The following is a 23,165-nucleotide window of genomic DNA, read 5'->3' as shown; positions in this document are numbered from 1 at the left end:
TTATTCCACGATGAACAGCGGCTTACCAGTCATCTCTTGCGGGATTTCCATTTCCATCAGTGACAACATGGTTGGTGCGATATCTGAAAGTTTGCCACCTTCCACCGCTTTAACCCCTTTATTGCCGACATAAATCAGTGGCACTGGCAGGCTGGTATGGGCGGTATGGGCCTGACCGGTTGCCGGGTCGCGCATCTGCTCAGCGTTGCCGTGGTCGGCGGTGATAAGCAATTGGCCATCGGCGGCTTTTACGGCAGCAACCACTTGTTCAATACAATTATCCAGTGTTTCTACTGCTTTCACCGCAGCATCGTAATCACCGGTATGACCAACCATATCGCCGTTCGGATAGTTACAAATTATCACATCATATTTGCCACTGCCGATAGCGCCGACCAGTTTCTCAGTCAGTTCTGCTGAACTCATTTCCGGTTGCAGGTCATAAGTGGCAACTTTCGGTGAGTTGATCAGGATACGGTCTTCGCCTTTAAATGGTTCTTCAACGCCGCCGTTATAGAAGAAAGTGACGTGAGCATACTTTTCAGTTTCGGAAATACGTAACTGGGTTTTGTCATGCTTCATCAGCCACTCACCGAAGGTATTCTGTAGTGATGCTGGTGGGTAAGCGCAGGCCACTTTAATATCCGCTGCATATTCGGTCAGCATAACGAAATCGCCGAAATTAACTACTTTATCGCGTTTGAAACCGTCAAAATCGGCATTAACAAAGCTGCGGGTGATTTGACGGGCGCGGTCAGCGCGGAAGTTCATGAAGATCAGCGCGTCGCCATCGTTCATCGCCGCATCGGCTTCGCCAGCCGCCTGAATGACAGTTGGTCGGACAAATTCATCGTTTTCATCACGGGCATAAGCTGCTTGCAAACCTGCGACGGCGTTATCGAAGGTGAATTCCCCTTTTGCCTGAGTCAGCAAATCGTAAGCCAGTTGTACGCGATCCCAGCGGTTATCACGGTCCATCGCATAGTAACGACCAATAATAGAAGCGATGCGACCTTTACCCAGCGCGGCAAATTTCTCAGTGAATCGTTTCAGTGAAGATTCCGCACTGCGCGGCGGAGTGTCACGTCCATCGAGGAATGCGTGCAGATAAATAGCCGTCGCACCGCGTTTGGCGGCCAGTTCAACCATCGCCAGAATGTGGTCTTCGTGGCTGTGTACACCACCGGCAGATAACAGACCCATAATGTGGACCGCTTTGCCTGCTTTAACCGCTTTATCAATCGCTGCTGTTAAGGTTGAGTTAGTGAAAAAGTCGCCGTCTTTGATCTCTTTGTCGAGACGGGTCAAGTCCTGATAAACAATGCGACCAGCTCCCAGGTTGACGTGGCCCACTTCAGAGTTACCCATTTGCCCATCTGGCAGGCCAACATCCAGACCGGACGCGGCAATTAAAGTATGAGGCTGTTGCTGCCATAAACGGTCCATAACCGGCGTTTTAGCATTCAGAATGGCATTATCCTGCAGCTCTTCGCGGTGACCATAGCCATCAAGAATAGTCAGTACCAGTGGTTTTTTAGTGCTCGACATTGCATAACCTCTTTCTTATAAGTCCAAGTGTCAAATAGCAGCGAACATCCAACGATATGCGCGGCTATGTACACTCGGCTATTTACGTTAACGTATTTACACCGCCAGAACGAAGGCGGTAATTTACTACAAAACCGGTTAAAAATAGCCCAAAGAGATCAACATTGGCGTGGGGTTTTGCGTAATTGTCATCATTTAGACGACAAAAGTTTCCGAAATGGCTCGCAGTTTCTGCAATAGCACTTGCATATTGGCTGTATTTGCCGCAACGCGCAGGTATACTCTGTGACCTTGAATATTATCCCCTAACTAACGGGAGTTTTTACCCCCATGTTGCAAGAAATTATGCAATTCATTAGCCAGCATCCGGTTTTGAGTCTGGCTTGGGTGGCGTTGTTCGTCGCCGTAATTTTCACCAGCTTTAAAACCTCTCTCTCTAAAGTGAAAGAGATTACCCGTGGTGAAGCGACGCGTCTGATTAACAAAGAAGATGCGGTTGTGGTTGATATCCGCACACGTGATGATTATCGCAAAGGCCATATCGCCAGTTCTATTAATTTGCTGCCAAGCGACATTAAAAACGGTAATTTGGCTGAATTGGAAAAACACAAAACACAGCCTATCATTGTGGTTTGTGCTACTGGGACAACCTCTCGTGCTTCGGCTGAACTGCTGAACAAAGCAGGCTTTGAACGCGTATTTACCTTGAAAGAAGGTATCTCCGGTTGGAGTGGCGAGAATCTACCACTGGCGCGCGGCAAGTAATCATATTGCCTGCGTTTTAGTGATATGAGTATTGAGCTGTACCCGTATTTGTTATAAAAATTCGCTATATCAATAAATTATAATGTTAACTGAGGTGTATCCATGGCGAAGATTGAGATTTATACCAAAGCAACCTGCCCGTTCTGCCATCGTGCCAAAGCACTGCTGAACCACAAAGGTGCTGCTTTCCATGAAATCGCAATTGATAGTGATCCGGCCAAACGCGAAGAGATGATTGCTCGGAGTGGGCGGACGACTGTGCCTCAGGTATTTATTGATGGGCAGCATATCGGTGGCTGTGATGATTTACACGCCCTGGATGCGCGCGGTGGGCTTGATCCGCTGCTTTAACTCGTCAGTGGGTCCCATTAATTTGATGGACAGAGCCCACGGCGGCAGTGCTATTTAATACAGACGTCTAACTTAGGGTATTTATACACATGTCCGAACAAAACAACACAGAGATGGCTTTCCAGATCCAGCGTATCTACACCAAAGATATCTCTTTCGAAGCACCAAATGCCCCGCAGGTTTTCCAGCAGGATTGGCAACCAGAAGTTAAACTTGATCTTGATACTGCTTCTAGTCAACTGGCTGAAGATGTGTATGAAGTGGTACTGCGAGTGACGGTAACCGCCTCTTTGGGTGAAGAAACTGCATTCCTGTGTGAAGTTCAGCAGGGTGGTATCTTCTCCATCGCGGGTATCGATGGTACCCAGTTGGCGCATTGCTTAGGTGCATACTGCCCGAACATTTTGTTCCCGTATGCTCGCGAATGCATCACCAGCCTGGTTTCTCGTGGTACTTTCCCACAGCTTAATTTGGCACCGGTTAACTTTGATGCCCTGTTCATGAACTATCTGCAACAGCAGGCTGACGGCGAAGGTGCTGAACAACGTCAGGATGCCTGATGAACACCATCAATGCTTCAATGACTGTAATCGGTGCCGGATCTTACGGCACCGCATTAGCCATTACGCTGGCGCGTAATGGCCATCAAGTCGTGTTATGGGGTCATGACCCTAAGCATATTCAGGTTTTGCAACGTGATCGTTGTAACCAAGCTTTCCTACCCGATGTTCCTTTCCCAGATACCTTATTACTGGAAACCGATCTGGCACGTGCGCTGGCAGCCAGCCGCGATGTGTTAGTCGTGGTACCTAGCCATGTCTTCGGTGCGGTATTGCATCAGTTGAAACCACATTTACGCAAAGATGCACGTATCGTCTGGGCGACCAAAGGGCTTGAGGCCGAAACTGGCCGCTTGCTGGCGGATGTGGCGCGCGAAGTGTTGGGTGAAACTATCCCGCTGGCGGTGGTGTCTGGCCCAACCTTTGCTAAAGAGTTGGCAGCAGGGTTACCGACGGCAATTGCGCTGGCATCAACCGATGCGCAATTTAGCGAAGACCTGCAACAGTTATTGCACTGTGGCAAAAGCTTCCGGGTTTACAGTAATGCTGATTTTATCGGGGTGCAGCTTGGCGGTGCGGTGAAAAACGTGATTGCGATTGGTGCCGGGATGTCCGATGGCATTGGTTTTGGTGCGAATGCCCGTACTGCACTGATAACCCGAGGTTTGGCCGAAATGACGCGGCTGGGTTCTGCATTGGGTGCCGACCCTTCCACCTTTATGGGCATGGCAGGCTTGGGTGATTTGGTGCTAACCTGCACAGATAACCAATCTCGTAACCGCCGGTTTGGTATTATGCTGGGCCAAGGGTTAGGGGTACAAGAAGCGCAGGACAAGATTGGTCAGGTGGTTGAAGGTTACCGCAATACCAAAGAAGTTCTGGCATTAGCCCAGCGCCATGGTGTTGAAATGCCGATAACTGAACAGATCTATCAAGTGCTCTATTGTCACAAAAATGCCCGTGAAGCGGCATTGACCTTATTGGGTCGGACCAAAAAAGATGAGAAAAGCGGCATTTGATCGGTTACGCGGGTTTGGCGGAATAAAATAATAACTACATACCTAAAGTCATTGGTGTTGCCGCTAACACTGCGGTGACCTCAACGAATATGGGTATAGTTGCCTTGGTCGTTCCCTTGGGCAATTTTTTATGGGCAGGAGTAGGTAATGTCGTCAGAAGAGTTAGAACTGGTCTGGAGTAGCATTAAATCAGAAGCAAGAGCACTGGCTGAGTGTGAACCCATGCTGGCGAGCTTTTTTCACGCGACATTATTGAAGCATGAGAATTTAGGCAGTGCCCTGAGTTATATTCTCGCGAATAAACTGGCTAATCCGATCATGCCTGCTATTGCCATCCGTGAGGTAGTTGAGGATGCTTATCGTGCAGATGCTCAGATGATAGTTTCGGCCGCGCGGGATATTCTGGCGGTGCGGCTACGTGACCCGGCCGTTGATAAATACTCTACACCACTGCTGTATCTCAAAGGTTTCCACGCTTTACAGGCTTATCGTATCGGTCATTGGTTGTGGGCGCAGGATCGTAAAGCGTTAGCTATTTACCTTCAAAATCAAGTCTCTGTTGCTTTTGGGGTTGATATCCACCCTGCGGCTACCATTGGTTGCGGCATCATGTTGGACCACGCGACCGGTATTGTTATTGGCGAAACGGCAGTAGTTGAGAATGATGTATCGATCCTGCAATCGGTTACTTTAGGGGGGACCGGTAAAACCAGCGGTGATCGTCATCCGAAGATCCGTGAAGGTGTGATGATTGGGGCTGGGGCAAAAATTTTGGGGAATATCGAGGTTGGACGCGGTGCGAAAATTGGTGCCGGGTCCGTTGTATTGCAGGCGGTTCCCGCTCATACCACCGCAGCAGGGGTACCTGCCCGCATCGTTGGTAAACCCGAAAGTGATAAGCCGTCATTGGATATGGACCAGCATTTCAATGGGATTACCCATGGGTTTGAGTACGGCGACGGCATCTGATCATCTCCTTCGTACTTGAAGCTGTAGCGGTGTTAGCTGCTCTTACTCACCCGAATCACTGACTTATGTCAGCTCATCGGGATGAGTTCGTTTGCTGCCTGGCTACAACTCCAATTACTTTGGATATACACCTTTCTATTGGGTTGCTAGCTGATCACCGACACATTTTGGCTAAAACAACGACTCTCTCAGTAACGCACCCGGATAACCTAATTGCCGCCAGGCTTCATACACCACCACTGACACCGCGTTTGACAGATTCATGCTACGGCTATCGGCTTGCATCGGAATCCTGATTTTCTGTTGAGCAGGTAACGCATCCAAAACACTGGCGGGCAAGCCACGGGTTTCAGGGCCAAACAACAGGTAATCATCAGCTTGATAGCTTACTGCACTGTGGGCTGGCGTCCCTTTGGTGGTTAGTGCAAATAATCGGGCAGGCTGCGCACTGTCGAGATTTTCACAATCTAAAAAGGCTTGATAATCATGGTGATGCTTAATACTGGCAAACTCATGATAATCAAGACCTGCACGGCGTAAGCGTTTGTCATCCCAGGTGAAACCTAAAGGTTTAATCAGATGGAGCTGGCAGCCGGTATTCGCACATAACCGGATGATATTACCGGTATTGGGCGGAATTTCAGGTTCAAATAAAACGATATTAAGCATATGTCCCCCAATAATGAGGGGCGCAGGATATCAGAAACCTCCCCTCTGTGCAGCGGTTGCTAATGTCAGTAGCACGCACAATAATTTAAAAGCAAGCAGCGGAGAGTGTAAGCAGTGGCGGTTTTATATGCTGATTACCACAGTCACTACCAACGGGGTATTTACCATGATCCGGACGAAAGATACATTCTGGGATGCGATCGTTAATCGGGATAAAACAGCCGATGGCCAGTTCGTTTATGCAGTGAAAACGACCGGTGTTTATTGTCGCCCCTCTTGCCCGTCCCGTCAGGCTAAAGCAGAGAATGTTGAATTCTTTGCCGATAATCATGCTGCTGAACAGGCCGGTTATCGGCCCTGTAAACGATGTCAGCCCACTGAATTACCACTGTCACAGCAGCATGCAGACAAAATCAGTCGGGCATGCCGCTTAATTGAGCAGGCCGAGACGCCACTTAAACTTGATGAGCTAGCGGCGCAGGTGAATCTCAGTGCTTTTCATTTCCATCGTTTATTTAAAGCCATTACCGGGTTGACCCCTAAGGCATATGCCAGTGCAACGCGCAGTGCGCGTATTCGTGCACAATTAGCGGGGCAAGGCTCGGTAACTGACGCTATCTTTGAAGCCGGTTATAACTCTAATGGCCGATTTTATGAGCAATCGAATCAGTTGTTGGGGATGACACCGACCCGCTACCGCAGTGGCGGGCGTGATGTCACGTTGCATTTTGCCGTCGGAGAAAGTTCTCTCGGTGCGATTCTGATGGCAAAAAGTGAGCTGGGTATTTGCGCCATCTTGCTGGGTGACTCCCCAGCGCTGTTGGTGCAGCAGCTACAGGATAAGTTTCCACAAGCAGAGTTAATTGGCGGCGATGCTGAGTTTGAGCAATGGTTCGCGCAGGTGGTGGGGTTGGTTGAGGCTCCTCAGCTCGGGCTAGATTTGCCACTGGATATTCAGGGCACCGCTTTTCAGCAGCGGGTGTGGCAGGCACTGCGGGAAATACCGGTAGGTGAGACCGCCAGTTATGCTGATATCGCCGCCAGAATAGGTTCGCCCAAAGCGGTGCGTGCGGTAGCTGGTGCCTGTGCTGCCAATATGCTGGCGATTGCTATTCCTTGTCACCGGGTTATTCGCCAGGATGGCACGTTGTCAGGCTATCGTTGGGGTATTGAGCGCAAAAAGCTGTTGCTGGAAAAAGAGGGGCAGGGAGAAGAGGTCAGCAAACCGTGATAGCAGAGATCTGCCCGATCCCAGATGATCGGGCAGAGGTACGATAGATTAAGACTTAAGTGGATGCAGCGGCAACCACAGTATCAAGCGCAAGCCCCCTAATGGGCTATCTTCAGCCCGCACCCATCCGCGATGCTGATTGACGGCTGTTTCGACAATCGCCAATCCCAAACCCGTACCACCTGATTCGCGATCCCGCGCTTCATCAGTGCGGTAGAACGGCCGGAATATTTGTTCGCGGTCTTCCGGGCTAACACCGGGGCCATCATCATCGACAGTGATAGTAATACCCTGATTATCAGAGCTGAATGCCACCGCAATGTGATGATGAGAGTAACGCAGTGCGTTACGCACGATATTCTCCAGCGCGCTATCAAGTGCTGCGGGATTGCCAAATAGGGTCCATGGCCCGGGAGGTGCGGTGACTTCCAGAGTTTTGCCCATTTGGTCTGCTTCAAACTGGGCATTTTCCAGCACGTCAGACCATAAATCATTCGCTTTAATGGGTTCGCGATGTAGCTCGTTTTTATGTTGGCTACGGGATAACACCAGTAAATCATTGATCATGCTATCCAGTCGCTGTGCTTCCATTTCGATACGTTCCAGCTCTTTCCCCTCACCATGACGACGTCGCATCAACGCGGTCGCCAGTTGCAGGCGGGTAAGTGGCGTGCGCAACTCATGGGAGATATCAGAAATCAGCCGTTGTTGGGCCACAACCATTCTATCGAGCGCACTGATCATCTGATTAAAACTGGCACCGGTGGCCAAAAACTCTTGTGGGCCGGACTCCAGCTCAGGGTGCTGTTTCAAATTACCCCGCGCCACATCATCGGCGGCATTCTTCAACTTACGAGCCGGTTTTGCCAGACTCCAAGCCAACCATAGCAGCAGTGGCGCACTGATAAGCATGGTGACAATCAATAGCAGCAGCGGGCGGTCAAACATCAAATTGATAAAATCAGATTGCGGGCTACTGGCCGGGCGTATCAGATAGAGCTGATAGTTATCTTCACCATCGCGGATAGAGAAGGGGCCGACCATCTCGACACGGCCATATTTCTTCTTTTTCGGCTGATCTGAGTTATCAGACTGGCCGATAAAATTACGGACAATTTGCATTTCGTGACGTTGAGCGCCAATGACACGGCCCTCAGTGGTGACTAACACGAGATGTTGGCCCGGTGGTGCCCATTTTTCGATGGCGCGATAAAGCCTGCGCCACCACATCAGGTCATTGGCGGGGTCACTGGCCAGTTCAGCTTCGATATGTTGCTCGAGCATTGTTCCCTGGCGCTGTTCACTGTCGAGCAAGGCAGTCAGTTGACGCGAGTCGAGCTTTGGCACCATCAATACCAGCATTAATACCAGTGCTAAGGTGAACCAAAAAATAGCAAAAATTCGCGTCGTTAAACTGTTAATCATGTTTCTGATACCATCAGATATCCGCGACCACGCAGAGTTTTAAACCAAGGTAACCCGTCTTTGCGATCCGGCAGCTTACGGCGCAGGTTTGAAATGTGCATATCAATAGCACGGTCAAAAGGTGTTAACCGTTTCCCCAGCACTTCCTGGCTGAGATGCTCCCGCGAGACTACCTGACCGAGATGCTGAGCCAGCAGGTAGAGCAAGGTAAATTCAGTCCCGGTCAATTCCAGCGATTGGCCTTCAAAGGTAGCCTCTTGACGGCCTGGATTCAATTGCAGGCAATCAACGTCCAGTGTTGGCGCACCTTGATCGACATTTTGCTGTTGTTCGCTCCAGTTCGAGCGGCGCAAAATGGCACGGATACGCGCCACAAGCTCACGATCATTAAACGGTTTTGCCAGATAATCATCAGCGCCCAGCTCAAGGCCAAGCACCCGATCCAATTCACTGCCACGAGCAGTCAGCATAATGACAGGGGTCTGGTGATGTTGACGTAATTCTTTCAAAGTTTCGATACCGTTTTTACGCGGCATCATAATATCTAGCAATAACAAGTCGATAGAGTTATCTAGCAGGTTTAACGCCTGTTCGCCATCATAGGCAACAACAACATTAAAGCCTTCCATTTCCAGTAATTCTTTCAACAGCGACGTCAATTCACGATCATCATCAACTAATAGGATTTTATGCATGGTTATTTCTCCTCTTGACGCAAAATACGTTAACAATTGCCGGTATTCCATGACTTTACTTAGCTTTACATGCACTGACCCCAGTTTTACATGCGCTGACGCTTGTTTGCAGCAGGAGCGATAGACTGCTTCACATTGAATCGCATAGCAGCAAATCGCTTAGCAGACAGAACCCAGGAGTTAATAATGCGCAAAGTAACTAAAGTAACAACGTTAATCATGGCGTCAATGTTAGTTCTAGGCTCTCAAGCCGCCTTCGCCGCCGATAAGACCGGGGCCACTGATAGCTGGTGCCACGGTGATAGTGCGATGATGAACAAGAAAGATGGTCGCGGTCACCATAACATGTTTGACGGCGTCAATCTGACAGAACAACAGCGTCAGCAAATGCGTGACCTGATGCGCCAGTCTCGCCAAGGCCAGCCACGCCTTGATATGGCGGACAGAGACGCAATGCACAAGCTGATTACCGCCGATAAATTCGATGAAGCTGCGGTAAGAGTGCAGGCTGAGAAAATGTCCAAGGACCAGATTGAACGTCAGGTCGAAATGGCCAAAGTTCGTAACCAAATGTTTAACTTGCTCACTCCAGAGCAAAAAGCTGTCTTGAACCAAAAGCACCAGCAGCGCATTGAGAAAATGCAGCAGGCGCCAGCAGCACAACCCTCTTCTGCCCAGAAGTAAGTAGTACCCTGTAATACCCTGTTTTCCTTGCCATAGACACCATCCCTGTCTTTCGCCCTCCATGATGGAGGGCTTTTTTTATTCCATTTCCGTATACTCATAATTCTAAAATATCATTTAGGATAAGTTATGGATCCGCAATATGCGCGTTTGGTTAAAGCTGCCGCGCTCAGTGCGACAGGGCTGGCATCAACCTTACTGATTATTAAAATTTTTGCCTGGTGGCATACCGGTTCGGTAAGTTTGTTGGCGGCGTTGGTTGACTCTCTGGTGGATCTGGCCGCTTCTCTGACAAACCTTTTTGTGGTGCGTTACTCTCTGCAACCCGCCGATGAAGAGCACACTTTTGGTCATGGCAAGGCTGAGTCACTGGCCGCACTGGCACAAAGCATGTTTATTTCCGGCTCGGCGTTATTCCTGTTCCTGACGGGTTTTCAGCATTTGGCGTCACCGCAACCAGTGCAAGATCCAGGTATAGGTATCTGGGTCACCTTAATTGCATTATTCAGTACATTGATATTAGTCACTTTTCAGCGTTGGGTGATACGAAAAACCCACAGCCAGGCCATTCGCGCCGACATGTTGCACTATCAATCTGACGTCATGATGAATGGTGCTATTCTTATTGCATTGGCATTAAGTTGGTATGGTTTTCACTGGGCTGATGCGTTGTTTGCATTGGGTATTGGTGTTTATATTCTCTATAGTGCGTTACGTATGGGATATGAAGCGGTTCAAGCCTTGCTGGACAGGGCATTGCCTGATGACGAGCGCCAGCAGATTATTGATATTGTGATGTCATGGCCGGGCGTGATTGGTGCTCATGATCTGCGTACCCGCCAATCGGGGCCAACACGCTTTATTCAACTTCATCTTGAAATGGAAGATATGATGCCATTGATGGCAGCACATATCTTAGCTGAGGAAGTTGAACGCGCACTGTTGCACCGATTCCCCGGTGCCGATGTACTTATCCATCAAGATCCCTGCTCTGTGGTGCCGAAAGAGCGCCATGCGCATTGGGAGTTATAATTTCTTCATTAACGACAGGTAAACTGTGGTTACATTATGGTTCAGTGTTGAAGAAAATACCGCCAGATGGCATGACTTGAATCAATTCAGCTTGGTGTTTTTGCTATAATATCCGATATTAATCTCATAAAGCTGGTTTTCTGTACGGGTCTCTTGTGCAAGACAAAATTAGCAAATAAAGAATTTTAAAAATCGCATCTACAAGTTTAGAGGTAGTCATGGTCAAAAAAATCGGTGTACTAACAAGCGGCGGTGACGCGCCAGGTATGAACGCAGCCATTCGTGGGGTTGTTCGTGCCGCTTTGTCAGCAGGATTAGAAGTTTACGGTATTGAAGATGGCTACCTGGGCTTGTATGAAAATCGCATGAGAAAACTGGACCGCTATAGCGTGTCCGATATGATTAACCGTGGTGGTACCTTCCTGGGTTCTGCGCGTTTTCCTGAGTTCCGTGATCCAGAAAAACGTAAAGTGGCCCTGAAGAACATGCAAGACCGGGGTATCGATGGCCTGGTGGTTATCGGTGGTGACGGTTCTTATGCCGGTGCAGACTTGCTGACCAAAGAGGGTGGTATCCACTGTGTAGGTTTACCGGGCACCATCGATAACGATGTGGCCGGTACTGACTATACCATCGGTTTCTTCACCGCACTGGGGACCGTGGTTGAAGCGATTGACCGTCTGCGTGATACTTCCTCTTCACACCAACGTATCTCTATCGTTGAAGTGATGGGTCGTTATTGTGGTGACCTGACTTTGGCGGCTGCCATTGCTGGTGGTTGTGAGTTTATTGCTATTCCTGAAGTCGAATTCAAACGTGATGATTTGGTTGATGAAATCAAAGCTGGCATCGCGAAAGGTAAAAAGCACGCTATCGTTGCTATTACTGAAAAACTGGATGATATCGACGAATTGGCTAAATATATCGAGAAAGAAACCGGCCGTGAAACCCGTGGCACTGTATTAGGCCACATTCAGCGTGGTGGTGCACCAGTAGCCTATGACCGCATTCTGGCTTCCCGTATGGGTGCTTATGCCGTCGACTTGTTGTTGGAAGACCACGACTATACGCAAGGTGGTTTCTGCGTTGGCGTACAAAACGAGAAAATGGTGCATGAACTTATCTCTGTTTGTATCGCGCCAGAGAACAAGAAAAGTAAATTTAAAGAAGATTGGTACGACACAGCTAAAAAACTGTTCTAAAACAGTCTGCTATCCAATATAAAAGCCTCCGCATGCCGGGGGCTTTTTGCATTTATGCCTGCTATTTCTCAGACCACCGGTGTGTCGATTGCTTGATATTTATTGGTCGTGCTGCCTGTATATTTCGTATTGATATAATAAAAACTTTTTTATTCTTTAATTGCGCGGGAAGTTTCTGGCACGCTCAGTATCAGGTCAACCAATTTAGTTGATTACAATTTATACCCGTCATACTTCAAGCTGCGTATGTGTTGGCTACACTCAATAACCCTAATCACTTACTTATGTAAGCTCATCGGGATTATCTCCCTTGCCGCCTTCCTGCTACTTGAATTATTTAGGGTATAGGTTAATAACTATTTAATTAATAACAATATTTATGGGAGCGGGTCAATGCGTAAATGGGGTGTAGGTCTGTCATTACTGCTGCTGGCATCAGGTGCCATGGCAAAAGATATCCAACTACTGAATGTGTCATATGATCCGACACGTGAATTCTATCAGGAATATAACCAGGCATTCAGTAAGCATTGGCAACAGCAAACCGGTGATAAGGTGACGGTGCGTCAATCACATGGCGGTTCCGGTAAGCAGGCGACCTCGGTTATTAATGGTATTGAAGCTGATGTGGTGACATTAGCACTGGCATATGATGTCGATGCTATTGCTGAGCGTGGTCGTATTGATAAAAACTGGATTAAGCGCCTGCCTGATAACTCTGCGCCGTATACCTCAACTATCGTGTTCTTGGTGCGTAAAGGGAACCCGAAACAGATTCATGACTGGTCAGATTTAGTGAAACCAGGAATTTCGGTCATTACACCTAATCCGAAAACCTCGGGTGGCGCGCGTTGGAACTATCTGGCGGCATGGGGTTATGCGTTAGAACACAACAATAATGATCAGGCTAAAGCGCAGGAATTCGTTAAAACGCTGTATAAGAATGTGGAAGTGTTGGACTCCGGCGCGCGTGGTGCCACGAATACCTTTGTTGAACGCGGTATTGGCGATGTGCTGATTGCCTGGGAGAACGAAGCTCTGCTGGCGGTGAATGAAGTAGGTAAAGACAAGTTTGATATCATCACGCCAAGTGTCTCTATTTTAGCTGAACCGACGGTATCTGTAGTGGATAAAGTGGTTGATAAGCGTGGTACCCGGGAAGTGGCGGATGCTTACTTAAAATACCTCTATTCGCCAGAAGGCCAGACTATTGCTGCCAAGAATTACTATCGGCCACGGGATCCGGCAGTGGCGGCTAAATTCGCCAACGAGTTCCCGAAATTGAAGTTGTTTACTATCGATGAAGTGTTCGGTGGCTGGACCAAAGCACAGCAGACACATTTCGCCACTGGTGGCGTGTTTGATGAAATAAGTAAACGATAAAATAATAACATTTTTATAGCCGTAGTAGACTCAGCGCCCGTAGGTTAATGCTTGCGGGCGCTTTGTTTTATTAACCATTTTAACCCTCTGATTATTTTCACAATTCATCTCTTTCTTACAGATAAAAACCGCGTAATTCGCCAGCACGTGTTAAATGCGCTATTGAGTTATTTGGTCTAATAAATGTGGCAAATTATGCGGAGAGAATTATGAGCATTCGTGGCGTTTCAAGTACGAGCTTGATAGATAATCCAGGTTTGGACCCATTAAGTCCGCCATTGAGGGCATTATCGAGGGGTGGGAGTACTGAATCACTGTATAGTAACGTGTCAATTATATGTGAACCTGATGAATGGGATGCCGCTTCAGCAGTTATCACTGAGAGCTATACACCACCAACATTAGCCATAACAAATGAGAAAGCCTCCTTTGGCATTAAGCCCAGTAACTACTCCATTTTTGGTACCAAAGAGAATTATCTAACAGGCTATTTGTTAAATATAGGCAATAGTAAGGGTAAGCCGCCTCTGTTACTACGACCACTCGCTGCTTTGCTGGCATACTTCGGCATTCATGGTTTTGGGCAAACTAACTGTGCTTCTTGTGCCACCGCCGTGGCTGAAACATTTGAGAAGAATACGGTTTATCTTGCAATACCCGAACTGAGAGGTGGGGATGTCAAAGGGAATATGGGGTTGCTAGATAAGAGTGCTAAGTCTGTTGATGAACTGTTGACTCAGCTACAGCAATATCAACCCACTGACGAGTTAAATGGTGTCCTTGTGATTCATCGGCCAGCTATGTTGCGCATGTTACCGGGGGCGACACAAGGGCATGCCTGTAATGTGATTAAATTTAAAGGCAGTAATATTATTCATTTTTTTGATGCGCAGAAAAAGACTTATGTTGAATGTCACCTTAATAATATTGCAGGAAAAAGCGCGGAGATAAGCAAATTTCTTGGCCCAATTGGCACTGACGGAATTGATTTATATAAAAAAGAGTTTCATGAAAATTTTAATAAAAAAGCCGGAGCATCATCTGCCCCAGCTTAATCAGTAACTTAGAACCTGAATTAGGCTTTTTTAGCTTTCGCTGCTGCTTTCACGATAACCGCGAAAGCATCCGCTTTCAGTGATGCACCGCCAACCAGTGCGCCATCGATATCAGGCTGGGTGAACAGCTCTGCTGCGTTTTTGTCGTTAACAGAACCGCCGTACTGAATGATAACTTGTGCTGCAACCGCGGCATCTTGTTTCGCGATATGGTCACGGATGAATTTATGAACTGCCTGAGCCTGTGCCGGAGTGGCTGATTTGCCAGTACCGATTGCCCAAATTGGTTCATAAGCAATGACTGCGCCTTCGAACGCTTTTACGCCCAAAGTAGTCAGCACGGCATCCAGTTGTTTGGCGCAGACTGCTTCAGTTTGGCCCGCTTCGTTTTCTGCTTCGGATTCACCAATACATAAAACGGGGATCAGACCGGCTTCTTTCAATACACCAAATTTCTTGGCGATGAATTCATCACTTTCGTTGTGATAAGTACGGCGCTCAGAGTGACCGATGATGATGTATTGCGCACCGATATCTTTCAGCATGTCAGCAGAGGTTTCACCGGTAAATGCACCAGACAGGTTCACATCAACATTCTGTGCACCCAGAGCGATGCGGCTACCTGCCAACTCGTGCTTAGCTTGATTCAGATAGATAGTCGGTGGGGCAATAGCAACACCACAACCGTCAACGGTGCTCAGTTCTGTACGCAGGCCAGCGATAAGCTCTTTGACCATGTTAGTGCTACCGTTCAGCTTCCAGTTACCCATAACTAATGGATGACGCATGTTTCTTCCTCCAACAAGGGGACGCGAGGGTCAATAATAATGACTGCCCGACAGGCAGTTTACCTGTCCAACAGTATAGAGATGATTAGTGGCAATGGCTTTGCTTTTCGTCATTAATTGCGGCAAGACTATGCTTCAGATAGTGACAGCTTAATCGGTTCAACAGCGAAAGTTAGCCCTTTTTCGCCGTTATCCGCTACCACATAGCGAATTGCGCCAACCGGATGGGCATAGAAAGGCGAACCTTTACCTTGTGTCAGCAGTTGCTGCACATTATCAAGACTTTGCTGGAGCGTGAGTGTGGGCTCAAACTGGCGCATCAGGGCTGCCATATAATTGACAGCCACTAGTCGGGCCGCTTTCTCTTCACTCCCTTTTATCGGCAAATAGGTAATTTGTAAGGTCTTAATCTTACCGGTACCTTTTTCCAGTGCGGTTGAAGCATAGAGATTCTCATTAATCTTACTGGCAGCCCGAGTCAGTGGGGGCAGATCATCTTTTACTGTAATCGCATGAAACTCACTGAGAGGCAGTGTTGGATTCGTGCGGTTATAGCTTTCACGAAATTTGACCAGTGTTAAATCAAAAGTTGGCGCGCCAGAAAGTAGATAAGGCGCGGTCGGCTGAGCCTCTTCCGTTGGCTGACCGCTGTCGTCTGCGGGGTCGGCATGAGCGCGGCTAACTGTTGCTATTAGCAGCAGTATTGCCAGTATCGCGACTCTCTCTTTTCTCATGACTTATGCCGTCGTTAGAAGTGTGTGTAGGGGATTAAAGCGGTAATTGAGTGTGATTGTCAAAATTCACTGCAAAGATTATAGGTTAGTTGCGGCATTGGGGTACTCTATTGTGTATACCCGTCATACCTCAAGCTGCATGTGTGTTGGCTGCCTTCGTTCACCCCAGTCACTTACTTGTGTAAGCTCTTGGGGACTCGCTCAGTTGCCGCCTTCCTGCAACTCGAATTATTTAGGGTATACATCAACTTTAGGTTATATCAGGTAAATGGATCGGTTCATTGATGACAATACAGCAGTGGTGTTTCTCGTTTAAAGGCCGTATCGGGCGGCGGGACTTTTGGATCTGGATTAGTTTGTGGCTGTTGGCGATGCTGGTTGTTTTTACGCTGGCAGGTAAGGATTGGTTACCCATTCAGACTGCGGCTTTTGCGATAGTTTTTTTGCTGTGGCCAACGGCGGCAGTGGTGGTTAAACGGCTTCATGACCGTAATAAAGCCGGTTGGTGGGCATTTTTGGTGGTACTGGCCTGGATGCTGATGGCCGGTAACTGGCAGATGCTAGCGCCCATCTGGCAATGGGGTGTTGGGCGGTTTATTCCCACACTAATTATTGTCATGATGTTTATTGATTGTGGCGCATTTCTCGGTACCGAGGGTGACAATCGTTTTGGCCCAGAAGCGGTACCGGTGAAGTTTCTGGCTGATAAAACACCACAGTGAATAGGGTTTGATAAAGCCAAAAGGGCCATATGGCCCTTTACTATCAGTTGGTTAGCTTTGACAATACTGTCTATTACCAATATTGCTCGCTGGTCATATGCCCCGGTTTGCGGCGTAAATGTTTACGCATCTCACGCTGTTCTTTCAGCAATTGCTGGGTGTCTCGTACCATTTGCGGGTTACCGCATAGCATTACATGGCTGTCATGCGCGTCAATTTTCAGGCCGACAGCGGCTTCCAGTGAGCCATTCTCAATCAAGGCCGGAACTCTGCCGGTCAATGAACCGTGGGACTCTTCACGGCTCACCACAGTTTGGATACGTAACTTGCCGTTGTAGCGCTGTTCAAGTTGTTGCATCAGTGGCAGGTAGCTGAGATCACGGGCGAAACGTGCCGCATGGACCAACACCAGATTTTTGAAGCGTTCTAAATCACGCCCTTCCTGTAAAATTGACAGATAGGGGCCGATCGCGGTGCCGGTGGCTAACATCCACAAGGTATCGCAATCGGGGATCTCTTCTAGCACAAAGAAGCCCGCCGCTTGCTTGGTAACCATCACTTCACCGCCTACGGGCAACTGGTCCAGCCGTGGACTGAGTTTGCCTTCCGGTACTGTGACCAGATAAAACTCCAGATTGTCGTCACTTGGCGCATTAACGTAAGAATAAGCCCGCTGTACCCGCTCGCCGTTGATATCTAATGCCAGCTTGGCAAATTGACCGGCGGTAAAGGAGTCAATTGGCGCATTGACCCGAATACTGAACAACGAGTCGGTCCAGTGTTCGATGTGAGTAATTTTGCCACTAACCCATTCAGCCATAATTCTTTCCCATCATATACTTATCTGAAGTGATGCCTAAAGCGATGGCGATATTTTAGAGCATTTGGTTGAAAAACATTATCGATAAAATGTTATGCCTTTCGTCCTTGGACCTCTGTCATCATTCTGAAAATGACACTGGGCTATGATTTCTACTGGTATTATCATCGCGTCCCCCCTTGTCTTACAGGAACTGCCGTTTCATCCAAATTGATAGGGGCATCATATTACTATCTCAGGTCAAAAACTCATCCAACTACCACCTTTCATTCGATAACGGCTAATGAATTGTATCGGTACTGGTGTTACGAAAGTGGCTTCGACGGTACGTGCTGGTAACATGGCAACAAAATTAGACGTATCCACCGAATGACCGTCAAGCAGCAATCGCGGCGCACTGACTTTGGGGCCGGTTCTAACCGATTGAGTGCCGATCACCTCAGCGGTAATGTTTTGCTGACGCAGGCCTGGAATTTTAACTTCATAAAAATAGCTGCGGGTGTCAGCATAGCCGCCTGAATCGAGATCGGTACCAAAGGAAATATAATCAGGATTGCCTTGACGTACATGCGCCTGGGAATGCCCAGCGGCGTCTTCACCAAAGGCTTTTTTAAATCGCGTAAGCACGTCTTTCGAGGAATCACCGCTTCTGGGGTAGAATCCACCCGCTTTTCTGATGGCCTCCGGTGAACGATCGTCACCGCGATAAAACGTCATCAGATCCTCAGAAGCCCATGTTCTGGCCGCAGCTGGGCTACCACGGCCTGATAAGCCTTTTTCCAGAATATTAGCAGTTCGTGTTCTCAGCCCCGATGTGGCGCGGGAGATACCTTTATAAACGCCACGGCCCACGCCTCCTGCCAGTCCGGAAATCCCTGTTCCCAGTGATATCCATCCCAATACTGAGGATGCTTCGGGATTACTATCGGAAATAGCGTTGCTCACAATAGATATTACATCTGAAGCAACGCCCATCGAGCCAACCACCAGTGATATTGCTGAAGCTGAGCTGATTGCTGTCATCACGCTGCCAGCGGCAATTATTGATGCACCGGCGCTAAATATAGCTGCCAATAATCCCAGAGAGCCCAACACGATCCCAGCAATGGCGCTTCCGCTCAGGTGACCGCTTGGATCTAGGCGATTAATAGGATCTCCTGCGCAGTAAGCATATGGATTAATGCCGCCAGCGCCAAACGGGCTGAGGCTATCCGGGCAGTTGAATCGCATTAGTAAAGGGTTGTAGGCACGATAACCGTTACCTAAATGGTAGCTTCCACTAACCGGATCGAGGCGTTCGCCATTAAACCCCGGTAACGGGGAAGGCGTGTAGCCATAGCCGTAGGGTGACCAAGTGTTGAGAGTACCGCTGCTGTTAGCTACCTCTCGTGACCAGAGCAAATTATCATGGTTATCGGTGGCCGTCAGGGTAAGATGGCTGAGCTCTTTTACCCCCAGACAGGCATGACCCAGTTTAATCAATCGATTATTACTTGCCTGATATGTTATGACTTCGTTGACTAACTCATTTCCTTGGTAATACAACACTCGCTTATCGCCATCACTGACGTTCTGGGCCACCAGTCGGTTCAGTGCATCGTAACTGTAGCTACCGCCTGCGATATTCTCTCCGTTTATGCCAATAAGACGACCGGTTACGTCGTAGGTGAGCGTGCGGCCCGATTCATCTTTAATCATGCGCCCATTGGCATCATAGTCGAGGGCAATACTGGCGGGATAATTAGGATGCGTATGAGTTATTGAGGTTAATTGTGTGGGATCGTCATCATTGAGATATCGGTACACTACACTGTCGGTAGTGCCATCGGAGAAAGTGGTTTCCAGGTGGGTCAGATTATTCAGAGCATCATAAGCGTAGCGTTGTGCAGATAACATCATGCCATTAGGCGCGGGTGACAGGTTGCTTCCGGTCGCGACATAGCTGACCAAACGATTACGTTTATCATAGCCGTAATTTTCAGTGTGAATGGTGATATTATTGTGTTTGGTGATACGAGTAGCCAACTGATCGTTTGCCAGCCATGTTTGTAATATGATGATTTCTATGCCTTTGCTATCAGTCACCTTACGGGATGTTTCCCGGCCAAAATCATCGTGAGCTAGCTGAGTTTTCAGGCTGTTCTGCGTTGTTCCATCGGTAATCAGCAAGCTGGCAAGGTAGCCTAACGGGTTATAACTTAGCCGTGCATTCAGATCATCATCCGCAACTTCAATTATTCTGCCGTCAGTATTTCGGTTATAGCGGGTTTGTGCGCCGGTGATATCGGTAAAAGTGGTGTTGCTACCACGCAGCGTCCAGCGATAATGACTGGCACGGGGGGAATCTTGGTGATGGATCACTGTTTCGGTTTTCAAACTGCCGGAAGGGTGCCAGGAAAATTGAGTATCGACACTGTCAGTTTCTTTGGCGTCCAACTGCCGGCCACTAATAGGGTCATAGCTAAACTCTTGGGTGACACCGTTTGCGTTGAGAGATTGCACCGAATTATTCAGTTCGGGAATGTAAGATAGATTAATCACTTCCTTCTCAGGGGTGATGATACTGAACGGAACGGGTGATGCTTCCTGATAGCGATAGGACGTAGTTCGGCCACAGCTGGAGCTTTCGATCAGCCGCCCCAGGCTATCAAAATTCTGAGTACCTAGTAGCCAATGCTGGGTTTTTCCTGCTGAATTCTTACCCGTAAGGGTGAGTGAGGCTACACAATTGCCCTTTAAATAGCCGGGGTAGGTGCGGGTTACTATGCTGCCGTCTGCTGTAGTTTGGCTGACTAGCCGGTCGTAAGCATCATAGGTATGTAAAGTGACATGCCCAAGTTCATCTTCTTCTCGGCATAAGCGGCCCAGTCCATCGTAAGCATAGTGGCACACTCCCTGTGGCTTTCCGGCAGTGTCAATACGGGTCGTGCTCAGAGGGCGTAGATTGATATCGTATTGAATTTTGCTGCTACCACTGTCGATCTCACGGTTATTGTTGTTACCACTCTGGTGGAGAGTTTGGGTAAGCTGAATAGGGTCATTCACTTGCCAACGCGTAATGCCGTCGCTGCCAGCGGCTTTAGTTATTTCCCCCCAATTATCATAAGTATGAGCCGAGTTAATGGCATATTGTTCAGGCCGCTGATTTTTCGCTATCCACCAATCACTGCTTTTCTCTGCGGTGATTTCATTTAACAGGTTATAGCTATAAGACTGAATTTCATACCAAGAAGGTGTCTCTCCCGCATTCGACTGCTGTTGGCGTAATGTGCGACCCAGACCATCAAAATAGGTGCGAAGCTTATTACCTGCGGCATCTGTTTCAGTAGTGGAAAGCTTCCCTTCGCCATCGATCAGGTAGTCCCAACGGGTCGTATTTTCATAGCGAGTGCCAGGGCAGGTAACTCTGGAGGTAAGACGGCCCATTTCATCGTATTGATAATGCGTAGTAATACCTTGAGCATCGGTTTTTGCATACAACAGCCCAGTATAAGCGGAGCGAGTGTGAGTTACCGTACTGGTTACACCGTCAGAGCCGATAAATTTTGCTATTTGAGTTAATAAACCACTTTGTATTTGAGTTGTAAAACGCTGAGTGCTGGTGAATTGCTTGCCGCTATCTGACAGCTCATACATGTCCTCGTTAATGGCAATAATTCGCCCAAACTCGGCGTCATTAGCGTCACTTATTGACATTAGGTTCTGTTGCGACAACAACTGGTCGTCGCGATAAAAGAATTTCTTCTCTTGCACCACATACGGAGTATTGCCGAGTCTTTGGTAGGTAAAACGGCAGGTCCGGATTGGCGTGGTATAAGCGGATTCGGCAGGGATGAGTTTTTGTTGTTTCATAAATCGCACAAAACCATTGGGTTCCGCTGGGCAGTTTTCCTCCCCCTGGTTGGCGTACCAACGGGTCACTACCACCGAACCATCAGGATTTTCTTCCTTCGTTGGGTTGCCCCAGAGATCAAATTCAGTTTTCGTTATTTCAACGCGGCGTTGTTCGGTTGCTGGTTTGCTGGTATCAAGAAACGTCGTTGTGGTTTGTTTGGGGAGCTGAAATTGTGCGGGCTGTTGGCCAAAAGGGATGCCTTTTTTGGCATAATACTCAGTTTCTACGGTACATGAACAGCTGCCCTGTTGGGTGCTTTCCCGCGTAATCAGATGGAAATTATTGTATCTACGGGTAATAACAATATTGTGCTTATCACCGAGTTGAGTTTCCGTTGATCCATATTGGTAATCCGTCAGGATCCGATAAGCATTATCGCTATTTGGTAAGAAATTCACGCCACTGGCAAAGCCTAAATAGTTCGTGTTGGTATATTCGTAGAGGGTGACCAACTTTTGCTGCCCAGTTCCGGGGGTGATAGTGTGTCTGACGGCGGCAGGCAACGCGGGCACGGCATTCTCAGGAAAGCGCATCAAGTTATTTTGGTAATCAACGTTTTCAATTAAGCCGGATGGATAAGTCACCTGTTCAATATAACCCTCGCCAGTATAGGCCATAACCCATTGATACTTATTATCAACTAAGGTTATTTTTTGCAATCGTTTGTTGAACAACTGAAATTGTAGCGTGCGCTGTTCCTGCGTCCCTGAAAAAATAGTAATTTCAGGGAATATCGCATCGTCGTAATTTATTTTAAGTAATTCTCTATTGGCATCTCGGATGCTGGCTAGACGCTTGAAACCTTTAAATATCCAGTTAAAATGAACTTCATGCCCTAACGGAGAAATTACTGAAATAACATTTTTAATATTTTGACCTGAATTCCTGCCTTCTAATATTTCGACCACACCTGATTTATAAGTAATAATATAGTTATCATTATTACGCTCGAATTTAAAAGAGCTTAATTTTTTTTGCTCAATTTCTACGCCGTTAGCACTTTCATAAATATGGTATTTATCACCTGTTGATAAATACAAAACTTTATTTAGTGCATCATACTGTGAGAAAGAAAATGAAAACCCCATGCCAAGGCCAATGTTATTATTATCAAACATATTATAATGTAGTGATACATCTATTTCCGGCCCTAAATTGTTATTAGCCACCACACTGGTAATAGGAAAAGAAAATGAATATAAACCGGTTCTCGGGTCAACGCCGCCTAAGGCTGCACTGATGAAATTACCACTCTGAGTGAAATAGTTAGCCACTTGAGTCATATAAATGACCTCCATTGAGTTTTTAATATTGAAATGAAAGTAGCCCAGTCGGTAAAACTGAAACTACTTTTAATAATAAATCACGGTTAAGCAATGGGATGAATGCAAGGTGAACTAAGCCAAGACATGGAAGGATATGTCCTGGTCGCCATTAGATTTTACGTCAATATCAGCTCTGTTACCGTATTGGTCATGTAAGAAGAAATGCAGAGATTTAGACCAATCGTTATAAGACCATAGCGCACCGTACCATAGGCGATAAGACCAGAAACAGATGCCGCGTTCCTCATGATTTTTCGAGGTAACGCTAATGGTCCAGGAGTTCGACACTTGAA

The 23,165-nt window shown here is 47.7% G+C and carries 20 protein-coding genes; 12 read left to right on the top strand and 8 right to left on the bottom strand.

Features of this window, described 5'->3' with window-relative positions; genetic code table 11:
• Positions 1–1,548: a 2,3-bisphosphoglycerate-independent phosphoglycerate mutase gene (gene gpmM / locus V1955_RS21740; RefSeq protein ID WP_442821386.1), complete on the bottom strand. Its 1,548-nt coding sequence runs from the start codon at positions 1,546–1,548 to the stop codon at positions 1–3.
• Between the two features lie 330 nt (positions 1,549–1,878).
• Here gpmM and V1955_RS21735 point away from each other — a divergent pair, with 330 nt between their 5' ends.
• The 5 genes from V1955_RS21735 to cysE all read left to right on the top strand — a co-directional run bounded on the left by V1955_RS21735 (position 1,879) and on the right by cysE (position 5,212).
• The gene (locus tag V1955_RS21735) at positions 1,879–2,313 is read left to right on the top strand and encodes a rhodanese-like domain-containing protein (protein WP_083161738.1); all 435 of its coding nucleotides are present in this window, start codon (positions 1,879–1,881) and stop codon (positions 2,311–2,313) included.
• 102 nt (positions 2,314–2,415) lie between these two features.
• Positions 2,416–2,664, top strand: coding sequence for a glutaredoxin 3 (gene grxC, locus V1955_RS21730; protein WP_083161740.1), 249 nt, complete (start codon positions 2,416–2,418; stop codon positions 2,662–2,664).
• Positions 2,665–2,753: 89 nt separating this feature from the next.
• Complete coding sequence (secB, locus tag V1955_RS21725; protein WP_032907531.1) at positions 2,754–3,224, top strand: protein-export chaperone SecB; 471 nt, start codon at positions 2,754–2,756, stop codon at positions 3,222–3,224.
• On the top strand, positions 3,224–4,243 hold the full coding sequence (gene gpsA / locus V1955_RS21720; protein WP_083161742.1) for an NAD(P)H-dependent glycerol-3-phosphate dehydrogenase: 1,020 nt from the start codon (positions 3,224–3,226) through the stop codon (positions 4,241–4,243). Before secB ends, gpsA begins: the two co-directional genes overlap by 1 nt.
• Before the next feature lie 147 nt (positions 4,244–4,390).
• Positions 4,391–5,212 carry a serine O-acetyltransferase gene (cysE, locus tag V1955_RS21715; RefSeq protein ID WP_005190588.1) on the top strand — a complete coding sequence of 274 codons (822 nt, stop codon included), beginning with the start codon at positions 4,391–4,393 and terminating at the stop codon, positions 5,210–5,212.
• A 171-nt stretch (positions 5,213–5,383) separates the two neighbouring features.
• Here cysE and trmL read toward each other — a convergent pair whose 3' ends face one another.
• Positions 5,384–5,881: a tRNA (uridine(34)/cytosine(34)/5-carboxymethylaminomethyluridine(34)-2'-O)-methyltransferase TrmL gene (gene trmL / locus V1955_RS21710; RefSeq protein ID WP_083161744.1), complete on the bottom strand. Its 498-nt coding sequence runs from the start codon at positions 5,879–5,881 to the stop codon at positions 5,384–5,386.
• Between the two features lie 127 nt (positions 5,882–6,008).
• Between trmL and ada the strand changes: the two genes are divergently transcribed.
• Positions 6,009–7,112, top strand: a complete 1,104-nt coding sequence (gene ada / locus V1955_RS21705) for a bifunctional DNA-binding transcriptional regulator/O6-methylguanine-DNA methyltransferase Ada (RefSeq protein WP_372569785.1) — start codon at positions 6,009–6,011, stop codon at positions 7,110–7,112.
• A gap of 48 nt (positions 7,113–7,160) precedes the next feature.
• Here ada and cpxA read toward each other — a convergent pair whose 3' ends face one another.
• The gene (gene cpxA, locus V1955_RS21700) at positions 7,161–8,537 is read right to left on the bottom strand and encodes an envelope stress sensor histidine kinase CpxA (protein ID WP_372569784.1); all 1,377 of its coding nucleotides are present in this window, start codon (positions 8,535–8,537) and stop codon (positions 7,161–7,163) included.
• Complete coding sequence (gene cpxR / locus V1955_RS21695) at positions 8,534–9,232, bottom strand: envelope stress response regulator transcription factor CpxR (protein WP_005190576.1); 699 nt, start codon at positions 9,230–9,232, stop codon at positions 8,534–8,536. The genes cpxA and cpxR overlap by 4 nt, the downstream gene beginning before the upstream one ends.
• Before the next feature lie 186 nt (positions 9,233–9,418).
• Here cpxR and cpxP point away from each other — a divergent pair, with 186 nt between their 5' ends.
• From cpxP to V1955_RS21670, 5 genes are all read left to right on the top strand, one after another.
• Positions 9,419–9,916: a cell-envelope stress modulator CpxP gene (gene cpxP / locus V1955_RS21690; protein ID WP_420073070.1), complete on the top strand. Its 498-nt coding sequence runs from the start codon at positions 9,419–9,421 to the stop codon at positions 9,914–9,916.
• Between the two features lie 129 nt (positions 9,917–10,045).
• Positions 10,046–10,948 (top strand): CDF family cation-efflux transporter FieF, encoded by a 903-nt coding sequence (fieF, locus tag V1955_RS21685; RefSeq protein WP_420073071.1) that lies wholly within the window; start codon positions 10,046–10,048, stop codon positions 10,946–10,948.
• Between the two features lie 218 nt (positions 10,949–11,166).
• Positions 11,167–12,150, top strand: a complete 984-nt coding sequence (gene pfkA / locus V1955_RS21680; RefSeq protein WP_083161752.1) for a 6-phosphofructokinase — start codon at positions 11,167–11,169, stop codon at positions 12,148–12,150.
• A gap of 393 nt (positions 12,151–12,543) precedes the next feature.
• Positions 12,544–13,533: a sulfate ABC transporter substrate-binding protein gene (locus V1955_RS21675; RefSeq protein WP_083161754.1), complete on the top strand. Its 990-nt coding sequence runs from the start codon at positions 12,544–12,546 to the stop codon at positions 13,531–13,533.
• 209 nt (positions 13,534–13,742) lie between these two features.
• Positions 13,743–14,588: a hypothetical protein gene (locus V1955_RS21670; RefSeq protein WP_372569783.1), complete on the top strand. Its 846-nt coding sequence runs from the start codon at positions 13,743–13,745 to the stop codon at positions 14,586–14,588.
• Between the two features lie 20 nt (positions 14,589–14,608).
• On the opposite strand, the gene tpiA is transcribed toward V1955_RS21670, so the two are convergent.
• Both tpiA and V1955_RS21660 read right to left on the bottom strand, forming a co-directional pair.
• On the bottom strand, positions 14,609–15,376 hold the full coding sequence (gene tpiA, locus V1955_RS21665; RefSeq protein WP_083161756.1) for a triose-phosphate isomerase: 768 nt from the start codon (positions 15,374–15,376) through the stop codon (positions 14,609–14,611).
• Between the two features lie 128 nt (positions 15,377–15,504).
• Positions 15,505–16,110, bottom strand: a complete 606-nt coding sequence (locus tag V1955_RS21660) for a DUF1454 family protein (protein ID WP_102970506.1) — start codon at positions 16,108–16,110, stop codon at positions 15,505–15,507.
• A 284-nt stretch (positions 16,111–16,394) separates the two neighbouring features.
• Between V1955_RS21660 and V1955_RS21655 the strand changes: the two genes are divergently transcribed.
• Entirely contained in the window at positions 16,395–16,832 is a 438-nt protein-coding gene (locus tag V1955_RS21655) for a DUF805 domain-containing protein (RefSeq protein WP_083161760.1), read from the top strand.
• A 73-nt stretch (positions 16,833–16,905) separates the two neighbouring features.
• Here V1955_RS21655 and fpr read toward each other — a convergent pair whose 3' ends face one another.
• Both fpr and V1955_RS21645 read right to left on the bottom strand, forming a co-directional pair.
• On the bottom strand, positions 16,906–17,652 hold the full coding sequence (gene fpr, locus V1955_RS21650; RefSeq protein WP_083161762.1) for a ferredoxin--NADP(+) reductase: 747 nt from the start codon (positions 17,650–17,652) through the stop codon (positions 16,906–16,908).
• 240 nt (positions 17,653–17,892) lie between these two features.
• On the bottom strand, positions 17,893–22,830 hold the full coding sequence (locus V1955_RS21645; protein ID WP_442821385.1) for an RHS repeat domain-containing protein: 4,938 nt from the start codon (positions 22,828–22,830) through the stop codon (positions 17,893–17,895).
• Positions 22,831–23,165 lie beyond the last annotated feature (335 nt).

Source organism: Yersinia sp. 2545 StPb PI (assembly GCF_052217125.1).
Classification (GTDB): Bacteria; Pseudomonadota; Gammaproteobacteria; order Enterobacterales; family Enterobacteriaceae; genus Yersinia; species Yersinia enterocolitica_E.
Note: the sequence above shows the minus strand (reverse complement) of the source record. Positions and strands in the feature narration are given on the sequence as shown.